Below are 22,318 nucleotides of genomic sequence, written 5' to 3' on the forward strand. Positions count from 1 at the left end.
TTGCTATTATTGTTTTAATCTTACTTCTTGTCCGTCTAATAAGGTTTGTAAACCCGCTGTGGCTATTTTGTCGCCAGCTGTCAATCCATTTTTTATGATAAATCCGTCTGCGGTAAGTTCGCCTAACTCTACATGCTGCTTTTTTATGGTTCCTTTGGTATCATCTTTACTTTGAATTAAGAAAACAAATCGCCCTTTTCCATCTTCACCAACGGCTTTTACAGGAATGATGATTGAATTACTTTTTTGTCTAGAGGAATCTGTAAAATCAAAGGTCACTTTCGCAGCCATACCTGCTTTTATTTCAGCTATAGGCTTGTCAATAAAAACAACAGTATTGTAGGTTGAAGATTCTTCATTTATTGTTGGAGAAAGTTCCGTTACAGTTCCATCAAATATATGCCCTTCGATTGCAGGAAACTCTAATTTTGTTTTCATATCGAGTTTTACACGATTGACGATATTTTCAGGAAGACCTACTTCAATTTTTATTTCTTTTCCAGCATTTAAAACGGCAAACACATGTCCAGATGAAACGCGTTCTCCAACACCTCCGTCAGTATTGGCTATGATACCATCTTTAGGAGCTTTTATAATACCATAACTTAATTGAGTAGCTTGAATGTTTTTACTTTGTTTTGCATTTTCAAATTGATCTAGCGCAGTTTGATATGAGTTTCTAGCTTGCTCATAATCACTTAGTGAGTTGCTTCCTTTTTCATATAAAGACTTCACACGGTTTAGGTTTGATTTCGCTGTATTCATCGAAGATTGTGCGCTTTTCATTGCAGATACACTTTGCTGATATGCTAAATTGGCTTCAACATTGTCAAGCTTTGCAATAATAGCACCTTTTTTAACTTTGGCTCCTTTCCAGTGATTTACTTTGGTAATAACTCCATTACTTCTAAAACTCAAATTAATGGCATCACCAGCTTTAGCCTTCCCACTAAAGGTTCTTATTTTTTGTGTGCTTATATCGCCAACAGTTATATATTTAACGGGTTTTAAAACCACTTTTTTTTCTTCTTTTTTTTCTTCACACGATGTAAAGAAAAATAATGTGATGATTGTAATTAGGGTAAACTTTAAAAACTTCATAATTCCTTGTTAGTTTTTGCTCAATATATATTGATTAATTCTTTGTATAAATTCTTGATTCTCTGATTCTGTGTGTACTAAGAAAAAATATCCAATAGCACGTTCTAATTGCATCGCAGTTAGTAGATAATTATAATTAGCAGTCGCTCTAGCTAGTTTTGCTTGCAGATAATTATTTTGCGCATCAATAAGTTGTATAACTGGAATTGCACCTTCTTTGTACGAATTTTGAAAAAGTGCTAAGCTTTCTTTCGCATTATCTTCAGAAACTTTTGATATTTCAATATTTGCAATTTGACCTACCAAATCAATGACGATGTCCGTTACATTTTTTTCGATATTTAATTCAATGTTTTCCTTTTCAAAGCCCAATTGTTCTTCTTGAATTTTAGCAGTTTGACGATTGATGTTTCGTTGATTCTGATTAAATATAGGCAATGAAACATTTAAACCAACATTATATGTACCATCTGGTGCTGTTGGAAATCCCGTAGGAACTGTAGTGCCTTTTCCTGATTGAGAAATGGCTAAGCTATATTGTCCTTGCAGTGCTACTGTAGGAATAAAACGACCTGTATCATTTAACTTGTACGTACGTTTAGTAACGTTTAAATTATAGTTTATATTTTTTAATTCGGGAGCATTCTTTTTAGCTTCTACTACCAAAAACTCAATCAATGCAGGTTGTAATTTAGGATTGTCCAGCACTTCCAACAAATCTTTATATCGGTAGTTTTCAAAAATGCCAGTAGAAAGTTCAGCATCTTGGATATCAATTTCGGTATTGATGGGAACATTCATCAATTGATTAATTGTATTAAAGCTTTGACGAAGTTGGTTAGAAGCATCAATTAGGTTTTGTGTATTTTGTGCAAGTTGACTTCTGAAGCGTAATACATCAGATTTTCCAGAAGCTCCAGCTTCAAAATTTTGTTCTGCAATTTCTAAATTACGTTTTGTGAGTTGTAAATTTTGATTTTGAACTGCAGCATTTGTTTTTAAAATTAATGCATTAAAGTAGGCAACAGAAGCATTTAATAAAGCATCTAATTCTGTTGCGTTGTATGTAGCTTGCTGTGCTTTTACTAATTCTTTTTGAATATCAATATTAGCGGTAGCACTTTCAGAATATACTAATTGTTCTAATACAACATTTCCAGAGGTTGAAAATTCTGGATTGGTTCCATTGGAAATTTCAGCAACTCTTGGATCTAAATATAGACCATTTACACTAGCAGTTACATTTGGAAGATATCCACTTTTGGCTGTTTTTACGTCTTGTTCGGTAAGTTCTATTCCTTTTTTACTAGAAGAAAGACTTAGATTTTTATCGATAACACCATTCATTATATTTAAAATTGATAATGAGTTTGCATTCTCTCTTTGCATCATATCTCCAATAAAATCAGCAGAAGCTAACATACTATACCGAATAGGGAAATCGATTTGTTTTGCGGTATTATAGTTGATAGATAATTTGTTTTTATATTCTAACAGTAGTGGTAACTCGGAAGCATTTGTGCCATTACTAATTTCTTCAATATTCAATGCAATACGTCTAAAAAATAAATCAATATTTGTTTCAGGTTGATTGGTTGCTAGAATGCCCAATTCAACATCACGAACTCTATTTTCTGAGAAAGAAGGTAGTTTTTTTGCGTTGATTTGATCGGCTAATTTTTTAAATTCGGCATCACTAAATTGAAATCCGCCAGCAATATATACAGCGTCAATTCCTTCTAAATCCGAAGCTTTAAAACCGTTTTTAGATAACGGAATTAAGCGATATTGTTTGTTTTTTGAAGCAAAATAAGGATCAAACAGTTCTTTCAGTGGTAAAATACCGATTAAATATTCGTCAATAGCAATTCCGATATTTTTATAATCATATAAGGTTTCAAACGTATCTAAATCTTTTTTATAAGACAAAGGCGCAATGATATAGGTAATATTGTTAATTCCAGAAGTTTTTTGATTTTCTTTTAAATCGATGAAATCTGAATTTATTGCGCCAAAAACAATAACAGGCTTTGGGTAGCTTTTTTGCTTACTCAATACAATGTTGTCAAATACACCAAAAGATAAGATGATATCTGCATCACTAGCCACCAATTGTTGATAATTTGATGTTGCAGTTTCTAAATTGTAATTGTTTTGAAGTACATCTTTAAAAATTACAGTTTTGCTTTGTCCAAGCACAGCTCTAATTTCTGTTTTCAATTGTTTTAAAAGTGGTTGTACTTCGGGTGAGTCAGTATCAGTTAACAAACCAATTGTAAGTGTTTGACAAAAAATAAGTTGACTGACAAGAAGTAAGAATAATAGAGAGGTTATTTTTTTCATTTACGCAATGATTTATTTATGTAAAGATTAAAATTTATACGCTAAAAAAAAACTTATTCATTAAAAAACAGATATTGTTTAAGCATTTAATAAAAAGATTAAAAAATTTATTGAGTATACAACTACTTTCTCACTATTCAGGTTACTTAGTGAGTTTATATTTCATTTTGTTTTATCGCAATTTGAAGCTGTTTTATCATTATTTCTATCATAGGAATTTGATTTTCTTTAAAACGCTTCCAAAGTATATCCAAAGAGTCAATTACGTTTGCTAATTGTGGTTGACTTTCCTTTGTTGGTGTGTCGTAAAATGGATTCTCTTTTCTCCCTTCGATAGGCAAAACCATTTTTTTCTGCTTTTTGGTGGTATCTTTTGTAAGTATGGAACTATCTAAATTGATAATATCACGAACACGTAACCCTTCGGCAAACTACATATTGTAGATCAATGCCTGTGTTCGTATTTTGGTTTCATGAAAAAGACCAAGACCCAACAGCGTATGTTTGCTTTGGTAGCAAAGCTATATTCAGAAGATATTAATAAGAAAGATTTCTGCGAGCGTGAATCTCTGAATTATCATACATTTTCATATTGGGTAAGACGCTATCGCAGTTTTCATGGGCTTGTTAAAGGCACATCGACTTCCACAGATGATACTGCATCCCAAAATAAGTTCATTCCGATAAATATTGAAAACTTCTTTGGATGGTTTAATGCCGCGACTTCACTACTAGAACCACTATATGATGTGCTGACTAAAGAGCTATTACAAAGTAACTATCTATCATCCACTTTGAAAGGAGATGCAGAACGGGCTATCTTCGCACGCAACAGATACAGTCTTGAAAAAGCACTATATTGACGAGCGAATCGTAGACAAAGCTATCAAAGAATTAGATTTATTTGAAGATTAAAAAAATAGTAAAACGGTACTCTTTGGCGGTACTCTTATAAAAATCAAGAAAATAGAATTTTAAGAAAATAAGTGTAAGCACCTATAAATAGGGCGTTTGAAAATAAATCTATCGAAAATCAATAAACTAACTAACAGCTAATTATAAATGTTGAATTTTAAATTGATAATAACCGACAACTGACAACAATCGAAAATAAAAAATGTAAAATGAAAAGTATTTAAGACCCAACACCTACAAAACCCTACTAATCGTTAGTCCATCTCGTATTGGTAACAACACAGTTTCTACGCGTGCATCTTCTTTTAAAAGTGCATTATAGGCTAATAAAGCTTTTGTAGAAATATCATGGTTCTGTAAAGGCTCAATCACTTTACCGCTCCACAACACATTGTCAGACAAAATCACACCACCTGAATTCATCTTGTCAATAATCGCGTGAAAATAGGCTGGATAATTCGGCTTGTCTGCATCAATAAAAACCAAATCGAACGTAGTTTCTAAGGCTGGAATAATCTCTAAAGCATCTCCTGTATACTGATGAATTCGGTCACCAAAAGCAGAAGCATCAAAATATTTGCGTTGAAAATCGTGCAACTCTTCGTTGATGTCAATTGTGTGCAATTCGCCATCAGCGTTCATACCTTCTGCCAAACACAATGCGGAATATCCTGTATACGTTCCAATCTCCAAAATGGTTTTTGGTGCGATTAATTTAGACAGCATACTCAACACTCTTCCTTGATAATGTCCGCTCAACATACGCGGTTGCAATACTTTTTGATAGGTTTCGCGTGTCAAGGCTTTCAATAAATCAGGTTCGTTTTCAGAATGTGCAACTACATATTCGTCTAAAGCTTCGGAAATAAAATGCATGAGGTTTGATTTTTCACAAAAATATTGATTAAAAAAGAATTCCAACAAAAAGTAAATTACAAAATGCAATAGCTTAATTAAAATTAAATGGATTATTTTCATAGAAGATTTCTGCTATTTAATATTGATTTAGCTATATATATCTTTTTATTACCAAAATGGAATACGTATTTTTGAGGAAAATAGCATCTAACATGTTTCAAAACACACTGGCGTTTGCTCAAGCGCAAGACGCAAAAGATCCTCTAAAAAGCTACCGTACAAAATTTCACATTCCCAAAGATGCTGACGGAAATGAATGGTTGTATTTCTGTGGAAATTCACTTGGATTGCAACCCAAAGTAACACAAGAATACATTCAGCAAGAGCTGAACGATTGGGCAAATTTAGGTGTGGAAGGACATTTTGATGCAAAAAATCCGTGGATGCCCTACCATGAATTTCTCACCGAAAACATGGCGAAAATAGTAGGAGCAAAGCCCATTGAAGTCGTGATCATGAACACGCTTACGACAAATCTACACTTATTGATGGTTTCGTTCTATCAACCGACAAAAACAAAATATAAAATTGTCATCGAAAGTGATGCGTTTCCTTCTGATCGGTATGCGGTAGAATCACAATTAAAATTTCACGGATTCGATCCAAAAGAAGGATTGCTCGAATGGACGCCACGCGAAGGCGAAGAATTGCTCCGTATGGAAGATTTGGAAACGATGCTAGAAGAAGAAGGTGATGAAATTGCATTGTTGATGATTGGCGGTGTGAATTATTACACCGGACAATATTTTGATATTAAAAAAATAGCGGAACTCGGTCATGCCAAAGGCGCGATGGTTGGCATTGATTTGGCGCATGGTGCAGGAAACATTCAACCGAATTTGCACGATTCTAATGTAGATTTTGCCGCTTGGTGTACGTATAAATATTTGAATTCGGGCCCTGGAAGTTTGGCAGGATTGTTTGTGCATGAAAAGCATGCACATGATAAGGAACTCCATCGTTTTGCAGGTTGGTGGGGACACGATAAGGAAACGCGTTTTAATATGCGTTATGACTTTAATCCGATTCCTGGTGCGGAAAGTTGGCAATTGAGCAATCCGCCCATATTGTCAATGGCAGCAGTGAAAGCGTCTCTTGATATGTTCAATGAAGTTGGAATGGACGCTTTGCGCGAAAAATCTAAACAATTAACAGCCTATTTTGAATACTTAATCAATGAGGTTGAAACCGATCGCATCAAAATAATTACACCTTCCAACCCTGAAGAAAGAGGTTGCCAATTGTCGATTCAAGTCAAAAATGCAGACAAATCATTACACCAAAAATTGTTGGACAAACACATCATTTCCGATTGGCGCGAACCCGACGTAATTCGCTGTGCGCCAGTGCCGTTATACAACTCTTATGAAGATGTATTCAAAATGGTGAACGAACTTAAAAAATGCTTGTAAGATGGAAAAGAAAGAAAATATATTGATTGTTGGCGCAGGTTTGTGCGGTTCTTTACTAGCGTTGCGCTTAGGACAACGCGGCTATAAAGTAACGGTCATGGAAAGTCGTCCCGATTTACGAAAAGTAGATATTTCTGCGGGAAGATCGATTAACTTAGCCTTTTCTGATCGTGGAATCAGAGCCATGAATATGGTGGGAATTGCCGATAAAGTGATGCCGTTATGCATTCCAATGCATGGACGATTGGTGCATGATGTGGAAGGAAATACTTTTATGTCAAACTACTCCGGACGCAGCGATGAATACATCAATTCCATTTCACGTGGCGACTTGAACGCGTTGTTACTCACAGAGGCAGAAGAACATGAAGCCGTAGAGATCACCTTCAATAAAAAATGTACGAAAATAGATATTGAGGAAAATAGTGCAAGTTTCTACTGTTACGAAACCGAGAAAGAATTTGAGGTACAAGCCGATGTCATAATCGGAACGGATGGCGCAGGTTCTATTTTGCGCAAAAGTTATTACCTGGAGCGTAAATTTTTATTTAGCTACTCGCAGAATTACCTCAATCACGGTTACAAAGAATTGAGTATTCCACCAACGAAAACAGGCGGATTTCGCACCGAAAAAAATGCGTTGCATATATGGCCACGCGGCGATTATATGATTATTGCCTTGCCGAATTTGGACGGAAGTTTTACGGTCACTTTATTTTTATCGTATGATGAAGGCGAATATAATTTCAACAATTTAACAACAGAAGCACGTGTACAAGAATTCTTTGAAGCGAAATTTCCAGATTTAGTTCCGTTGATTCCGGAGTTGACCAAAGAATACTTTGAAAATCCGACAGCACCATTAGGAACGGTAAAATGTTCGCCGTGGTCGTATAAAAACAACACCTTGTTAATGGGCGATGCAGCACATGCGATTGTTCCGTTTTATGGACAAGGAATGAATGCTTCGTTTGAAGATGTTGTGGTGCTAAATGAAGTGTTAGATCAGCATGAAGGCGATTGGGAAGCGGTTTTCAAAGCATACGAAAAAACACGTAAAAAAGATACGGATGCTATTGCCGATTTAGCGATTGATAATTATTACGAAATGCGCGATCATGTGGCAAATCCGATCTTTATGGAAAAGCGCAAGTTGGAAATGGATTTGGAAAAAAACTTCCCAGAGCAGTATTTCTCTAAATATTCGATGGTTACGTTCAATGAAGACATTCCATATAGCAAAGCCATGGAAATCGGTCGCGCACAAGACAAAGCGTTGTTAAACATGATTGCCGATGATGAAATTGATACCACAGAAGATTTACACGAAATTCTCAAAAAAGTTCAGCAAGAAACCAACGAAATTTTAGAGGAAGATAGTGTAGCGAAGACGATGCGGCATTAAGTACTAAAACAGACTTTTATAAGTCACAGTTTTTGGTCTTGAATTAAAGTATGCTTTTGCAATATCTGAAATTGCTTGAATTCTATATTTCTTTAAATTGTAATTGTCTTGATACATTTTTAACATCAAATTCCATTCTTTTTGCTCTTCTTTATCAACCTTGCTCGCAGCTTTTGTAATTAAATTTTCAGCTTCTTTAGCACAGGGAGAACTAGGATCAACGTAACGAAGTGTGCTCAAAGCTGCACTATAATCGTTATTGGCGAGTTTGGTTTTAGCAATGAGAATATTTTCTTTACACAATTGCTTTTGGTAGGCATTGTATGCTTCCACAGATTTTTGCTGAACACTAGCATAGCATTTTTTAGCCTCTTTGGGAATAGTTGATAAAACCGCGATGGCTTGTCGGTATTGTTTCATTTGAATATACTTGTCGGCATCTTTTACAAGTTGATCACAGTTGTTTTCATAATATGTTAAAATCTTCTCTTTACCAGCGTTTATAAATGCTTTTAGTTTAGGGTCTGATGTTGAGATTTGAGAAATAGCATTGTTTAGTGCTTTTTGTTTGGAAGTGCCACTGCCTTTCAGCGATTTTGAATATGAAGCATACACTTTTTTCGTGCTATATTGTTGTATAAACAGACTAAATTCAACTTCAATGGCTACGAGCGTTCGCATTCCCGTTACGGTAGATTCGTCATAAACTTCAAACTTAGGATAGATTAAAAATTCATTGGAATAGCCGTTCCCTGAAATTCCGTTTTTTGTAACAATATGTTGAATTTTCGTTTCAATTTTAGATACCGTTTTTTGCGATAAATGCTCTGAATTATCGGGTAAGATTACCGATAAAGAAATTGAATTTAAGTCAGCATCTGTATTTTGTGAGAATGCATTGTTATACGTTATAAACAAGATGCATAGTATTATTTTTTTTATCATAACTTATTGAATTATAATGTTAATTTCGGCAGCACTTCTTTTCCCTTGTTTTACTGCCAAACCAAGTTTGTTTTTGATAAACTTTCGCAACTTGCTAGAAACCTTTGTTGCTCTATAATTTCTTCCAGTTTTAGGATCTTTTAGTGGAATTCGAAAATCGTCAACAATCAAAGAGAGTTCTGTCATTCCTTGAATATGAAAGTTATTATTATGAGCATTTTCATCTAACCAGTCTTCTAAAAGATCGGAAAGTAAATCAGCATCGTCACCTATTTCAGAATCCATGTTGTATTCAGAATCTTCATGAAATCCAATATTAATACGAACAGAGCGACCGTTTTCTACAATTTGCCCAAACTTATCATTCATGGTATTTAAAAATTCTTCCACACAACTTTCTACAGCTTTTTGCGATAATTTGGCAATATCATCTGTGTAAAACTTTCCTGACTCTCCTGTTTTAGTGACCAATGATTGTGCGGTGTACGAATCTTTTCCTTCCATGATGAGTTTCACGGAGTTTCCACCTGACGACTTTTGCACAAACACTTCTACTTCCACAATAATATCTGCGGTAGACAGTCGAATCATTCGAGATTTTAAATCATTTTTTTCATCCGATTTTACAGCGGTTTCATTCAACGCTTGTTTTAATTTTTGGGTAAAGTCATACGTAGTAAAACCACGATTGTCAAACGCTTCTTTTACTTTTGCAATGGCAATTCGTTTGTTGAAATCATCTTCTAAAATGGTGCGAATATCTTGTCCTTCTTTTACCCAAGGAATCACCATAATTGACGGTTGTACTTGTGTCACTTTCGTTTGTGCATAGGCTTCTAAATTGATTCCAATGAAAGTTAAGAGCACTATTAAAATATATTTTTTCATAATGGTTGATACGTTAGAGTCCAAATTTTCTAATGATGTTGTTGTCTTCGAGGTCTTTTTTTAGTGACATAAGATTGATTTTAATATCTGTCGTTCCGGTGAAGACTTTCTCTCTCTTTTTGTATGGTGAACTTATATAAGAACTCATCACAAAAGATCGATAACGTCCTTTAAAGAAAGCCTCAAAATACGCTTTGTGTTTTGAGGTAATGGAAGCTTCATTTGAACCAATTAAAGGTTTTTCCACACTTGTGTTTGGAATTCCTCTGAAAAAAATAATTTCAAATACTTTTCGTTCAGAGTCGCCAATGGCTTCATTTTCTGTGTTTCCATAGCCTAAACTTCTTAGTGCTATAGTTTTGTGTTTTTGTTCATTAAGTACAGTCAACTCTGCGGTTAACGGAGTGTATAATTTTTCACCGCAACTCACTGTAAATAGTACAGTAATTGCTACAAGCATGATTCTTTTGTTCATAGGATTAATTTTTTGAGTAGCATTCAATTTTTGCGCCCGCGTTAAATCTTTCTAAAATGACATTGCCACCTTTAATGACTTTTGCCTCTGAAATTTCATCACCTTCCACATTCGTGATTCTCACAGTACCAATCTCTTTTTTTCTGATAATTTCTTTTCCATTCACGTTCATTGAAACGAGTTCAACAACTTTGAATGCTTGCTTTTCTTTAGCACCATTCATATTTCCTGTATTTAGCAATAACGTTTTAGCTTTGCTGGAAGTAGCTTTGGTAATTTCTATAATTTGAGTAGTCACGGGGAAATTTTCCGCAACAAACTTATCAATCGCTTTTTGTGTTCCTTTTAAAGAATTAAAAAAAGCTTTTTCGGGAGTTTTCGTATCATACGTACTTACTACATTTCCAAGAAACGTTTGTTTGGGTTGAATCATTTCACTGGCAATCACTTTTCCTGTTGCGATATCAATAACCTCTAACGAAAAAGAGATATTACATTTATATGAAAAAGATTCTTTGGAGGTTCTTTTTGTAATGCTCACTTGACTGATGTTTCCCGTTACAATTTGCTCTGCTCCTTCAAAAGCACTTTCAGAAGTCACTTTACCATCAATAAATTCTTCTTTCTTCTGAAACTCTCGCTCGTCTAAGAGTTTTCTATAATTAGCTCGATCTACAATTTTAAAGCGATTGGTGTTCTTAATAGCTGCTTTTACTTTATCTTCAATTGCTTTGATATATTTAGCAGAGATTTCTACATCACTAGCAGCTTCAAATGTGGAGATGGCGACTGTCTTTTTTTGTGCCAAAGCCGTAGTTGTGATGAACAATATCAGTAGAAAAAGGGTTTTTTTTTTCATGGAATCGTGTTTTTTCGAGTTGATTATTATAGTTCAACTGCAAACATAAAACGATCTATAAAGCTTTCTTTGTGGGTTTCCGTAAATGAGGTACTTTTTTATTTTTTAATTAGAAATACCGTATAAGTAGTGATGAAGAATACAGTCAGTATTGATAAGGTCAAATAACAACCAACGAAATTTATAGGAGAATAATATGGCGAAGTTGAAGCATTAATTCGTTTTTCGAACGAGTTCTTTTGTGTCTTGATGATTGATAATGATAAACTCTTCCTCATCAATTCCGAGTCCTAGTTGTGCGGATAGGTTTAGGATTTCTCCTGTTCCTAATTGGAGATTCTCTATTGTAACAATATTATAGCCAATAAAACTTATTTGAAATTGATACGTTGCTGTTGGCACTGAAAGGTTGTATGCTCCATCCAAATCGGTGGTTATTCCTAGAACTTCTTTTGTTTCTGTATTAGTTAATGTAATATTAGTAAATGGTAAGATGTCTTCTTGTTGAAACGGTTCATCACTATATATAGATTCTCCATAAATTTTTCCAGAAATGGTTGCGACTGTTGTATCAGCAAAAACTAGGTTTTTACTGATATCAAGGATGCTTTGACTTTTTGTTTGGAGATGTGCAGGGACTGCTGCTAAGGCGCAAGCTATATTCTTGCTTTTGCAATTAATCATTAAAAATAAAATGCTACAGTAAAAAAATAGTTGTCTCACGACTCTTTCAATTCTTTAATAATCTCTTGAATTCCTTTTTCAAAACCTGTGTAGAAATCATTTTTCTTGAATTCAGGCACAATCACTTGGTTGATGATTTCTAACGCTTCTTCATCCGTGAGTTTGTGCATCACACCTATACCGTTTTGAATCCATATACGGCGATCTTTCATGTACAACGCAATTAAAACACCATTATCTTTATCTCCTTGTCCAATGCTCCAATGATTTGCTAAGTCTAACGAATATTCTACCAAGCCTGAATAATCTTGAATTGAGGTTAAGGTCACAATTACAATTTCGTCACCAGTTTTTACTTTATGTTTTTGTATTAAATCGAGTAAATTCGCTTCTTGCGTTTCAGAAAGAATGTTGTCATAATCATTAATAGTTCCTACAAGCATGGGAAAATCAACTTTAGCAGCGTGTTTGCCAATAAATGACTTAGAGTGCATTTTATGCGTGGCTTCGCAGCTAAAACAAAGCACCATCAGCAGGGCAAGCAGTAGGCTTTTGTAGTTCATAGTGGGCTATTATAATCAATTGGGTATCTGCAAGATAAGAAAATCAACAGTACATCGTTAATATTAACATGCTAAAAAAGTAACTTTTCGATGAAATGAACGGTTTGGATTCTTTTTTTTGAAGAAATTTAGTCGTTCTCTACTTTGTTCACTTCCTTAATAATAGCTTCAATACCTCTGTACACACCTTTAAAATAGTCATTTCTTTTAAACTCAGGAATGATTTTCGATTGTATGATATAGCTGGTTTCAGCATCTGTCAGTTTATCAACGAGACCATCACCATTTTGAATCCAAAGTTTTCTTCCTGGTTTGTGAATTGCGATCAAGACCCCATTGTTTTTATCTTTTTGTCCAACGCCCCAATAATTTGCCAAGTCTAACGAATACTTTTCAATATTATCGTATGCTTTCAAATCATTAATCGTTACTACAGCAATTTGATTGGTGGTTGCCGCCTCATGAATTTTGACCAATTTACGCAACTTAGTTTCTTCATCTTCTGAAAAAATACTATCAAAATCATTGATAAAGCCTACAGGTTTTGGGAAAACGGAACTTGTATAGGTTGTATCAGCATATGGAAACGATTCCTTTTGTTGGTTACATGAAATTCCAAGCAATAAGAGACAACAGATAAGAAGATATTTATAGTTCATGAGAAGATATTTACGAGTACATTTAGTCATACAAAATTATAATATTGCTTCTAACGCAGCTTTTATGAGGTTTGTATAAATTCTTTTGGTGTTTTTTCCGCGGTAGCCAGAAACTCGTCCAATAACATTTCCTAAATCGTCTAATAGGATGACTGTGGGAAATCCTTTTGCGTTGTATTTCTTGCGAAGCATCATATAATCATCAATATAGTCTTTTCGAAGGATTTTTTCATTTCGCGGAAAATCCAGTTCTACCAACACAAACTTTTCTGCAAGTTTGATAAAGGCACTTTTAGAAAAATAATTTTTTTCCAATTCAATACATGCGCCACACCAATCAGAACCTGTGAAAAACAGCAACATGGGCTTTTCGAGTTCTGTACTTACTTTTTTTGCTTTTTGATAATCCAAATACCAACGCAAGTTATGGCTATCAGTTTTTACATGTTTTCCTTCTTTTTGCGCATGCAAATTACACAGTAGAAACACAGAAAAAACAAGTGTAGTAAAAAATTTCATGGTGTTGGTTTTAATGTGGATGGTAAGATAAGCATATTTTACACAATATACTTTTCAAAAACAGTAGTTCCTTTAGAGTCATCTGTCGTGTAGGAAATCCATTGAAAATTACAGTTGGTACATTTTAGCAACATAGGATTGTAATATCCATCATACAGCACTTTTATTTTCTGTAGGTGCTTGACAATAGGTTTTTTATCATATCTGTTTCTAAGTTCGCAATCGCAAATAGACGTAGATTTTTTCTGAATTTCTTCAAATTCTAAATCTAAAATAATAGCATACAAACGTGGTCTAATATGCTTGCTGTTGATGATGCTGTGCAAGCTACTTTCAATAGGAAGTTCTTCAAAATGCTTTGAATACATTCGAACTATTGCCGTTGTTATTGCGAAATCGACGCCATTCAATTCATGTTCTTCATTAATCATTTGGTCAAACTCCATAAATAACAAATTCCAATCACTCAATTGTTCTCGAATAGGAAGTGTGTTAAACGTTTCCCAGTTAAAATTGAGTATAACGTTTAAATAGTTTACAAGTTTTTCCTGAAAGTTCATTTGTGTAATTTTTAGTAAAAAATAAAGATTTCAACGCTGGAATTTTCTTCACAACTTGCCGTATGGCAAATACCTGTGTAGATTTTTCTCTTAATGTCAATTCAGCGGAAGTCTTCTCAATACGAGCAATGATAGTGTCAATTTCAGTATCTGAATACATTCGATCTAAAACAGAAAAACCGTTTTGCTGAAATGAATGGATGCAATTTCTATGTAAAGTCAATACAATTAAGTTTTTTTACGCTCATAAAAATAAACAATATCACATCAATTTCTCCTTAAAAAAATCAATAGTACGTTTCCACGCCAAAGTTGCCGCTTTTTTATCATAACGTGGTGTGGTATTATTATGAAAACCATGATTTACATTTGGGTAAAAATGTGCTTCGTAGTCAATATCGTTGGCTTTTAATACGTTTTCAAAAGCTTCCCAACCTGCGTTGACGCGTGTATCTAATTCCGCATATTGCAATAACAAAGGTGCTTTGATTTTTGCAGCATCTTCGTCGCTTGGTTGTCTTCCGTAAAAAGGAACTGCGGCTTTTAAGTTGCTTAATCGTACTGCCATCATGTTGGAAATCCAGCCGCCAAAGCAGAAGCCAACCACGCCGACATTGCCATCACATTGCGGGTGATTTTTTACGTACTCAAATGCAGCAATAAAATCTTCCAGCATTTCGTTGCGATCGCGTTTGCGTTGCATGGTTCTTCCATCATCATCGTTGCCAGGATAACCGCCGAGTGGCGATAATGCGTCGGGTGCCAGACTGATAAAGCCTTCCAATGCTGTTCTTCGTCCAACATCCTCGATATATGGATTCAATCCGCGATTTTCATGCACCACAACCACGCCCGGAATTTTTGTTTTGGTATCTTTTGGTATAGAAAGCAAACCTTTAATATCGCCGCCGCCTTTGGGAGATTTGTACGTAATATACTCCGATTCTAACTTCGGATCGTCTTCTGCAACTTCTGCGGTAGTTCGGTAATTGGGCGACATAAAACTTAGCAACGCACCAACTGTGACGCTTCCTGCGGCATACAAGGAAAGTCGCTCCACAAACTGTCTGCGTCCAATCTTATTATGTGCATAATCGTCGTATAAATCAAATACTTCTTGTTTGATATCTTCCTTTTTAAGCTCGCTCATGAGGTTTATTTTTGGTTGATCTAAAGTTACGGAAACAAAAAGATACTTACAGTACGCGCAAAGGTCTTTTTGAGAAAATCGCAATAAAAATATCAATTTTTCTCATTTTGTTGAAAAATTCGCAATAAAAAGCCGTTGGAAACCTTCCCGCAGCAATGCAACAGGCTTTCCAACGCGTTTGAAACGTCCCTGCAGCGCTGCGAGAAGCTTTCCAACACATTCGAAACGTTCCTGCAGACGTGCAACAAGCTTTCCCCCGTTGGGGATTCGTTCCTGCAGATGTGCGAGAAGCTTTCCCCGTTGGGGATTCGTTCCTGCAGACGTGCGAGAAGCTTTCCCCCGTGGGGAATTTGTTCCTGCAGACCTGCAACAAGCTTTCCCCCGTGGGGATTTGTTCCTGCAGACCTGCAACAAGCTTTCCCCGAATAAGTTTAAGAGTTTATAAGTTGAATCGTTTCGACTTCAATTTGATTTGCGATATCACCCAAGTCACAAAACCCACAAAAAAATGTATCTTTGAAACACACAACCAACCAACATGATTTACATTGCCATTTTACGTGGAATTAACGTTTCTGGAAGTAAAAAAACTACTGAAAGATGAAGTAATTTTGATTGTTACTAGTTTTTTTTAGAACGAGTCAGTTAATTATTAGCTTAATTTTTATAAGAGAAAATATATCATTAGTCGTATCTGTGAATTTCAAGTTCATACCAAATGTATGTTTCAACTCTTTTTCTATCTTTTCCTTAGTTTCTTCAGCCTTACTTTCATTCATTAATATGTGAAATATATCTTTATTTTTCTTGTAATCATTTATAATGCTTTGTGAGATCAATGATTTTGACTTTTTATAAATCTCTTGTGTTTTCTTTTGGTTTGAGTTATCATTACTCCAAAATAAATCAAAGAAATTTAAGTTTTTTATTCTTTTATTTAAATCAGAATTTTCAAAGATGTTTACTAAGTCACTATCAAATAAGCGAATTTTTTTATTAATAGATAATTTTTTTGAAGGTCTTATAGGTGTTGAGTTATTTAGTGTAAAGTAATATAAATAATCAAAGTTACTTTTTAGAAAATTAAAGTTGATGTCATTAAAATGGTTTTGTCCATGTGGGTTATATAATGTGTAGCTTGACTTGGTGGTTTTCTGTAAGGTGTATGCATGTTGTGTTACAATGTTGGTATTACTATCATCTGTTTGCTCTTCTAAAGACCCTAATGTAATTATCGTCTTCTTATCTGAAAATCTAACTTTAGTTAAAAACTCCTGTAAATTTTCTTCTGAATTAAAGTCTCTTAGACTTTTAGCCTGCATATAACTACCAGTAATTGCTAACCCAAAATCTGTTACATTTCTTTCACTAGAGCTACCAATTATATTTTCGTAACCTCCATTTAGTTTTGCCCAAGCTTTTTCAAATAAAGCTACCCATGTTTTCAAAATATCTTTTTGTGATTGATTGAATTTAGCATATATCAAATCAGTTTTACCATCTCGTGAATATAACTTATCATCAATATTAACATACACTTCATTTTTATCATTGTCATAAAAGCGTAATGAATAGAAATTTTCTTCTTTGTTATAAATGATGCTGTTTTTGATTAGGCTTGGCATTGTATCAGCAATACCTGCTAACACAGCTAAGAAATAACAGTCACCGACTTCTCCTTGGTGGATGTCATTACTATTTATTGATTTTGTATTTCCTTTTCTATTGAAAAGAGTAGCATTTGGAACTGAATCATATAAGTATTCAATATCATTATTTTGATGTTCAATTGTCATACAAATTTTTTCATTAGTATTATAATCTATAGTTAATAAGTCGTCTCTATAATCAGGTTCTTCAAATTTATATGATACATCATTGTTATGTTTTTTGAATTCCTCTAGATATTCTACTAATTTTTGGTCATTGAAATAAGAAGAAGGAGTTACATTTAGAATAAGTGATTTTACAAAATTTGAATCAATAACATTTATGATATGATTTGATTTGAAATCAATATCTTTTTGAATTGATAATATAGTATTGTAATAATGATAAATAAAATATTTACGCATTTGTAAAATATTGTATCGCTCTTCTTGTATAATAGTAATAAACCTTTTCAAGAGTCTGTTTTTATATGTGTATTTGATGCTATCACATATAGTTGAAAAAGAATCATTGATAGTAGATTTTACATTGCTAATAATACGTTCACGTTCATAAAAATGATTTTCAAGTATAACTCTTTTTGTTTTTAATTCTTTAATGCTAGAAAGTATTAATGCGATATTAATCAGTACTAAAGGAGCACTCCAGTATAGATAGTGCTTACCAATAAATAATAAACACAGTCCAATAACAAGTATATTTAAAATTAATAAGAAAGTAATATTTGTTATGGGTAGGAAACTCAGTTTTAAATACGAGTATTTATTGACATCTGGCAATTTTCCAAGTTTGAAATGATTTTCCAATAGTAATACATCTCTTGAACTATTAAAGATATTATCATCATTTTTTTTTAGTACGTTTTCTAAATGATTACAAGTATTCTCTACAGTTTTAAGGTTGTTGAAAATAGTTTTTTGTGTTTCAAATTGACTAATAGCTTTGTCAAAATGAGTTGCAAGTATTTTTTCAAGATTTTGACTGTCATTGTTGCTTGTTTTTTCAGCATATTCAGACTTCCCTTCTTTAATGAAATCTAATGTTGCAATTGCATTTTCTAAATTGGTAGTTCTGTATTTTTTTTCATTTTTAAAATTTAATATGGTAGTATTAATTAAAGCTTGGGTGTTTTCTTTAAATATATCTACTCTGGTATTGAAATCATTATTAAAATCCCGTTCAGTTTCCAGAAGTTTATTTCTTTTATACTCACCAGTTATCTTTTGTATAGCAATTCGTGTATTATGGGCGTTTGCTTCTAGATTACTTCTTACTTCAATATCATCTTGGTGCTTCGCTTTTTGACGTAAATTATCCAAACCTAATTTAATTTCAGAATAACTTTCATTATTCAAACAATACTCTTCAAAGTTAGGCTTTTCACTATGAACAGTTATGATTAGTTCTTCATCTTTATTGAGAATATTATTTTCAGTAATAAATTTATTTGCTCTAATTTTAAGTTCTGGAGGATTTGAGTGTTTATTTATGGAGATATGGTTGTTATCCTGAATATCTTCTAAAACTTCATGCGCCAATGTATTATCATTTAAGATATCCAGAATTGATTCATTGACACCAAAGTTTTCTTTGAATATAAATTTTGAAAAATTTTGTGCTTCAATAATTTTTACAGCATTTTTTTGAAGAACTTCTTTTGATAAATAATACTTTATAGCTCCTAAGCTATGAAAGGTATTCTCGAATTCTTTTAAAGGTGAATTTTGTTTAATTTGACTGTAGTTTGAATAGTTTTCAAGTAGATACTCTAAAAAAATCTGAGTAATATGAAATTTGTCTTTATCATTATTTTCATTATATAATCCTCCACTTTCATCCTCATTTCCTAACAAAAAGGTATCTGTAACTTGATTGTTTATTTTAACAGTGGAAGATTCTTTTACCTCGTTTTTAAAAAAGGAGAATAAAAGAATCTTACATTCCTTACTGCGAAGATAAGAGCCAATAATGTCTTCTATGATGGTAATTTCATTATCTTCTAAATTTTCTCTATTAATGATAGCAAGCAATAATTCATTGTCACAAGTAACATAGTTTTGTGAACTGTCATACCACTCAAATACTTTACTCTCAGTTTCTTCTAAGTTATCTGTATCAATGATGTGAATATAATTTGAATTAATATCACAATACTTCTTTACTTGTTTGGTAGTGTCAAAGATTAAAACTGGCTTCATATGTCTAGTTTTGTCAGTTATGATTTACGAAGAATACTATTTATTTGTCTGAGCGTTAAATTATCACATACCAAATTACTTTTATTGATGTCTAAATCATCAACAGCTATAGTGACTACTATTTGTAATTCTTCTTTCAAAAGGCTTATTTCCTCGGGAGTTAATGAGCCTTTTTCCTTTCCAGTGTTCTTTCTGTCATAAATTTTACTTGCATATTCTTTAAAAATTGTTTGAACACGTTGCTTATTCTCATCAACTTCGCGTATGTAATGCTCTTCTACCTCTTCAGCATAACTTTCAGTATTGGAAAAACTATTGTAAGCTTGTCTTCTATCTTTTCTACCTTGAGTAGACTTTACAAGAACTTCAGTGCCTTCGAGAGAGTTAGAATTTACAGTAAGTATCGTATAACCTTTTGTTGACTTATTTACCAATTTCATCACACAAGCAATAGTCCACCATTTTTTCGTATCAGCTTTAGAAGGCATGATAGTGTAATTCAAATTATAAATACGATTATCGGTGTAAAAATGTGAATTTTCATGCGTATTCCTGTTCATAAAGGTAGTATACATATCCTCCATATTATGAAGTTTAAACATTGGAATCTTATCTTCTTGTAAATAGAAAACAATTTTATTTGGATTATCATTATCAACTTCTGTTATATCACTTCGCCCACTAAAAATACCGAATAAATTTGTTTGTAGCTCATTGAATAAGTATTCTTCTTCTTTTAAAGGAATATTTTCAATTTGTTTTTTGATGTCTTTAAAGAAAACAATTAAAGGCGTGTCAGTACTCTGAGTTTCACCAGTATCAGTTGGGAAATCTTTTACACCACTGTATTGCCACAAGAATTGATTGTTTACCTGAACAACACTAAAAATAGATTGAATATCTTGCTCTGATAAAAACTTGATAATAATTCTTTCTATGGAGTATTCATTTTCATTGAATAAAGCATAATAAAGGGAGCCATCGTCTGTGGTGTATTTTTCTTTAAAATGCTCATAAATTGACTTTATAAGAGTATTTATAATAGTAAATATACTTTCATTTGTCAATAAATCATCTTCAATACTAGTAATATTTAATAAAGGAGTTTGCCCTTCAAAAGTTTCTTGTTCAAGTTGAGAGTGTAATAATTTAATAATTCTGTTGTTGATTAAAACTGTGTTGCCAGAGACAATGTTTCCTTGCTCACCTTGTGTTTCTGCCTGTTGGAGAGAAGTTGCAACTGTATCATTAATATCTTTTAATTTACGATCTAGAATAGACAAGTTCCCGTATGTGTAATCATCTTCAACTCTATAAAACTCCCCAATGACTTCAATTAAAAAATTATAGTATTTAATAGCCGCTTCTTTTCTTTTTATTTCTATAATTTCTTTTGATAAACTATAATAGTTATCTGTATTTAAATCACTTGTTTTTTTTATATAAAACTTAATTGCTGCTTCTTGCGCTTTTTTATCAATGCGCCTAACAAGAGTTTTCATATTGGGCATTTTATTTTTAAGTTGATTTAATTCAGACTCGATACGTTCTCTATTATTCTTATGAACCGATATTTCTGTCACTAGTTCTTGCTTCATTAAATTGCATTGAGAAGTGATATTTCTAAAAAAGTTTTTTGCGATCGCTATTCCTCCATGTTGTTGTAAAAAAGTATCTTTTAGTACCCGTAATTTTTTGGCAATTTCATTTCGATCATCATTTTCTTTAATAATATTTCCAGTAGTTTCTATAAGCGTATCAACGAACCTATTTTTTTTGATAATAATTTGCTTATCTACGTCTTTTCCAGTTTCCACGCTTCCAAAACTTATTTCTTTTAGCTCTTTGTGAGCATCTTCATCTAACGGGCATAATTTCTCTATAAGTTGATTGATAGACTTCGACACCTCTCCAATACCTTCATTTAAATTATTTTCATTAATGAAATTTTTAACTTTGTCATTAATATCAATTGTATTTTTTACAGGACTCAAGAAGTAATCGATTTGTCTAGAAAGCTGTTTTTTAACGAAATATTCTATGACCCTATCTCTATTTAGTTGAATGCTAGAAACGCCAAAACTTGATAAAGTTCTTTTTTTTCCTTGCATTGTGTAAGAGAATTGGTTGCTATTTGATTGTGCAGATTGCGTATTTTGATTTATTAATGAAATCGCAGCATCTGAAGCAACGTCAATCATATTATCATAATTTAGAATACCTCTTTTAGTGCTATTTTGCATTATATAAATATGATCATAATATTTTTCAGGAGCCTGCGTATATTCAAATGGTAAAAAATCACTATTTCTATGATGAACTTTCCAATATTCAAGTTCTGATAAAGCTCCAAAAGTATTTGGACGTATATTTTGTGAGAAAGGTACTCCGTTAAAAAAACTATAATCGGCAAAATATCCCCAAATATTAAGATCATTCACAGGTATCCCTGATTTATTTTTTTGTATCAAGAAAGGTAAGTCAATACAAGTGCCGCTTCCTGTTCCACCTGCCAGTGATCCAAATATAAAAATGTTAAATGCAGAACCGCCCAAACTTAAATTTGCATTTTCTTGAGCACTGTTCCTAACAGTTTGTATACTTTTTAAATGCTTTAAAGCTTGATCTATTTTTGATATGATTTCTTTGTATTCTTTTCGTAAATACAATTTTCCAACCATACGTATTTGTCCTGCACCATTTCTAGGAAATGATTCCCCTACATAATTATTATATTCCTTACCATAACTATTACTAAATTCCTTTACATCTGGATTTACTTCTATAAATTCATGCATATTGGTATTACCTGCAGAAATGTTAATAAATTCAGAACTTCTAAAATTGATATTGATTTTTTCTCCACCTTTGTTCTCAACTAGATGTTGTTTAGAAATATTATCTTTATCAGAATCAAAATACAGATATTTAATTTCGTCAAATTGTGTTTGACCATATTCCTCATAAAGTTTTTCTTTAATATTAATTAATACATCGTATCCAGTTCCTCCCAAACCGATGAATAAATTATATCCTTTCATAATTATTGGTAT

General features: G+C 33.0%; 19 protein-coding genes. 3 read left to right on the forward strand and 16 right to left on the reverse strand.

Going from position 1 to position 22,318, the window contains the following annotated elements; all coding sequences use genetic code 11:
* Positions 1–6 precede the first annotated feature (6 nt).
* The 3 genes from KORDIASMS9_RS10665 to KORDIASMS9_RS10675 all read right to left on the reverse strand — a co-directional run bounded on the left by KORDIASMS9_RS10665 (position 7) and on the right by KORDIASMS9_RS10675 (position 3,791).
* Positions 7–1,101 (reverse strand): efflux RND transporter periplasmic adaptor subunit, encoded by a 1,095-nt coding sequence (locus tag KORDIASMS9_RS10665; protein ID WP_114902830.1) that lies wholly within the window; start codon positions 1,099–1,101, stop codon positions 7–9.
* Positions 1,102–1,110: 9 nt separating this feature from the next.
* On the reverse strand, positions 1,111–3,444 hold the full coding sequence (locus tag KORDIASMS9_RS10670; protein ID WP_114902831.1) for a TolC family protein: 2,334 nt from the start codon (positions 3,442–3,444) through the stop codon (positions 1,111–1,113).
* A 155-nt stretch (positions 3,445–3,599) separates the two neighbouring features.
* Positions 3,600–3,791 carry a hypothetical protein gene (locus KORDIASMS9_RS10675; protein ID WP_205318052.1) on the reverse strand — a complete coding sequence of 64 codons (192 nt, stop codon included), beginning with the start codon at positions 3,789–3,791 and terminating at the stop codon, positions 3,600–3,602.
* Between the two features lie 126 nt (positions 3,792–3,917).
* Here KORDIASMS9_RS10675 and KORDIASMS9_RS23230 point away from each other — a divergent pair, with 126 nt between their 5' ends.
* Positions 3,918–4,307, forward strand: a complete 390-nt coding sequence (locus tag KORDIASMS9_RS23230; RefSeq protein WP_162819683.1) for a hypothetical protein — start codon at positions 3,918–3,920, stop codon at positions 4,305–4,307.
* Between the two features lie 286 nt (positions 4,308–4,593).
* Here KORDIASMS9_RS23230 and KORDIASMS9_RS10680 read toward each other — a convergent pair whose 3' ends face one another.
* The gene (locus KORDIASMS9_RS10680) at positions 4,594–5,235 is read right to left on the reverse strand and encodes an O-methyltransferase (RefSeq protein WP_114902832.1); all 642 of its coding nucleotides are present in this window, start codon (positions 5,233–5,235) and stop codon (positions 4,594–4,596) included.
* 194 nt (positions 5,236–5,429) lie between these two features.
* Between KORDIASMS9_RS10680 and kynU the strand changes: the two genes are divergently transcribed.
* Both kynU and KORDIASMS9_RS10690 read left to right on the forward strand, forming a co-directional pair.
* Positions 5,430–6,689: a kynureninase gene (kynU, locus tag KORDIASMS9_RS10685; RefSeq protein WP_114902833.1), complete on the forward strand. Its 1,260-nt coding sequence runs from the start codon at positions 5,430–5,432 to the stop codon at positions 6,687–6,689.
* Between the two features lies 1 nt (position 6,690).
* Positions 6,691–8,094 (forward strand): NAD(P)/FAD-dependent oxidoreductase, encoded by a 1,404-nt coding sequence (locus KORDIASMS9_RS10690; protein WP_114902834.1) that lies wholly within the window; start codon positions 6,691–6,693, stop codon positions 8,092–8,094.
* Positions 8,095–8,097: 3 nt separating this feature from the next.
* Here the strand turns inward: KORDIASMS9_RS10690 and KORDIASMS9_RS10695 are convergent, their stop codons facing one another.
* The 12 genes from KORDIASMS9_RS10695 to KORDIASMS9_RS10750 all read right to left on the reverse strand — a co-directional run bounded on the left by KORDIASMS9_RS10695 (position 8,098) and on the right by KORDIASMS9_RS10750 (position 22,306).
* Complete coding sequence (locus tag KORDIASMS9_RS10695; protein ID WP_162819878.1) at positions 8,098–9,039, reverse strand: hypothetical protein; 942 nt, start codon at positions 9,037–9,039, stop codon at positions 8,098–8,100.
* Positions 9,040–9,042: 3 nt separating this feature from the next.
* Positions 9,043–9,927, reverse strand: coding sequence for a DUF6175 family protein (locus KORDIASMS9_RS10700; RefSeq protein WP_114902836.1), 885 nt, complete (start codon positions 9,925–9,927; stop codon positions 9,043–9,045).
* A 13-nt stretch (positions 9,928–9,940) separates the two neighbouring features.
* On the reverse strand, positions 9,941–10,402 hold the full coding sequence (locus KORDIASMS9_RS10705; RefSeq protein ID WP_162819879.1) for a hypothetical protein: 462 nt from the start codon (positions 10,400–10,402) through the stop codon (positions 9,941–9,943).
* Between the two features lie 4 nt (positions 10,403–10,406).
* Entirely contained in the window at positions 10,407–11,261 is an 855-nt protein-coding gene (locus tag KORDIASMS9_RS10710) for a CsgG/HfaB family protein (protein ID WP_114902838.1), read from the reverse strand.
* Positions 11,262–11,474: 213 nt separating this feature from the next.
* The gene (locus tag KORDIASMS9_RS10715; RefSeq protein WP_114902839.1) at positions 11,475–11,945 is read right to left on the reverse strand and encodes a carboxypeptidase-like regulatory domain-containing protein; all 471 of its coding nucleotides are present in this window, start codon (positions 11,943–11,945) and stop codon (positions 11,475–11,477) included.
* Between the two features lie 35 nt (positions 11,946–11,980).
* The gene (locus KORDIASMS9_RS10720; protein ID WP_114902840.1) at positions 11,981–12,508 is read right to left on the reverse strand and encodes a YgcG family protein; all 528 of its coding nucleotides are present in this window, start codon (positions 12,506–12,508) and stop codon (positions 11,981–11,983) included.
* A gap of 128 nt (positions 12,509–12,636) precedes the next feature.
* A complete protein-coding gene (locus KORDIASMS9_RS10725) occupies positions 12,637–13,167 on the reverse strand; it encodes a YgcG family protein (RefSeq protein ID WP_162819880.1) in 531 nt (176 codons plus the stop codon).
* Between the two features lie 36 nt (positions 13,168–13,203).
* Positions 13,204–13,686: a thioredoxin family protein gene (locus tag KORDIASMS9_RS10730; RefSeq protein WP_114902842.1), complete on the reverse strand. Its 483-nt coding sequence runs from the start codon at positions 13,684–13,686 to the stop codon at positions 13,204–13,206.
* Positions 13,687–13,724: 38 nt separating this feature from the next.
* Positions 13,725–14,246 (reverse strand): hypothetical protein, encoded by a 522-nt coding sequence (locus tag KORDIASMS9_RS10735; protein WP_114902843.1) that lies wholly within the window; start codon positions 14,244–14,246, stop codon positions 13,725–13,727.
* A 262-nt stretch (positions 14,247–14,508) separates the two neighbouring features.
* Positions 14,509–15,396, reverse strand: a complete 888-nt coding sequence (locus tag KORDIASMS9_RS10740; protein ID WP_114902844.1) for a dienelactone hydrolase family protein — start codon at positions 15,394–15,396, stop codon at positions 14,509–14,511.
* A 641-nt stretch (positions 15,397–16,037) separates the two neighbouring features.
* Entirely contained in the window at positions 16,038–19,265 is a 3,228-nt protein-coding gene (locus tag KORDIASMS9_RS10745) for a C2 family cysteine protease (RefSeq protein WP_114902845.1), read from the reverse strand.
* A 17-nt stretch (positions 19,266–19,282) separates the two neighbouring features.
* A complete protein-coding gene (locus KORDIASMS9_RS10750; RefSeq protein ID WP_114902846.1) occupies positions 19,283–22,306 on the reverse strand; it encodes a tubulin-like doman-containing protein in 3,024 nt (1,007 codons plus the stop codon).
* Positions 22,307–22,318 lie beyond the last annotated feature (12 nt).

This window comes from Kordia sp. SMS9 (assembly GCF_003352465.1).
Lineage (GTDB): Bacteria > Bacteroidota > Bacteroidia > Flavobacteriales > Flavobacteriaceae > Kordia.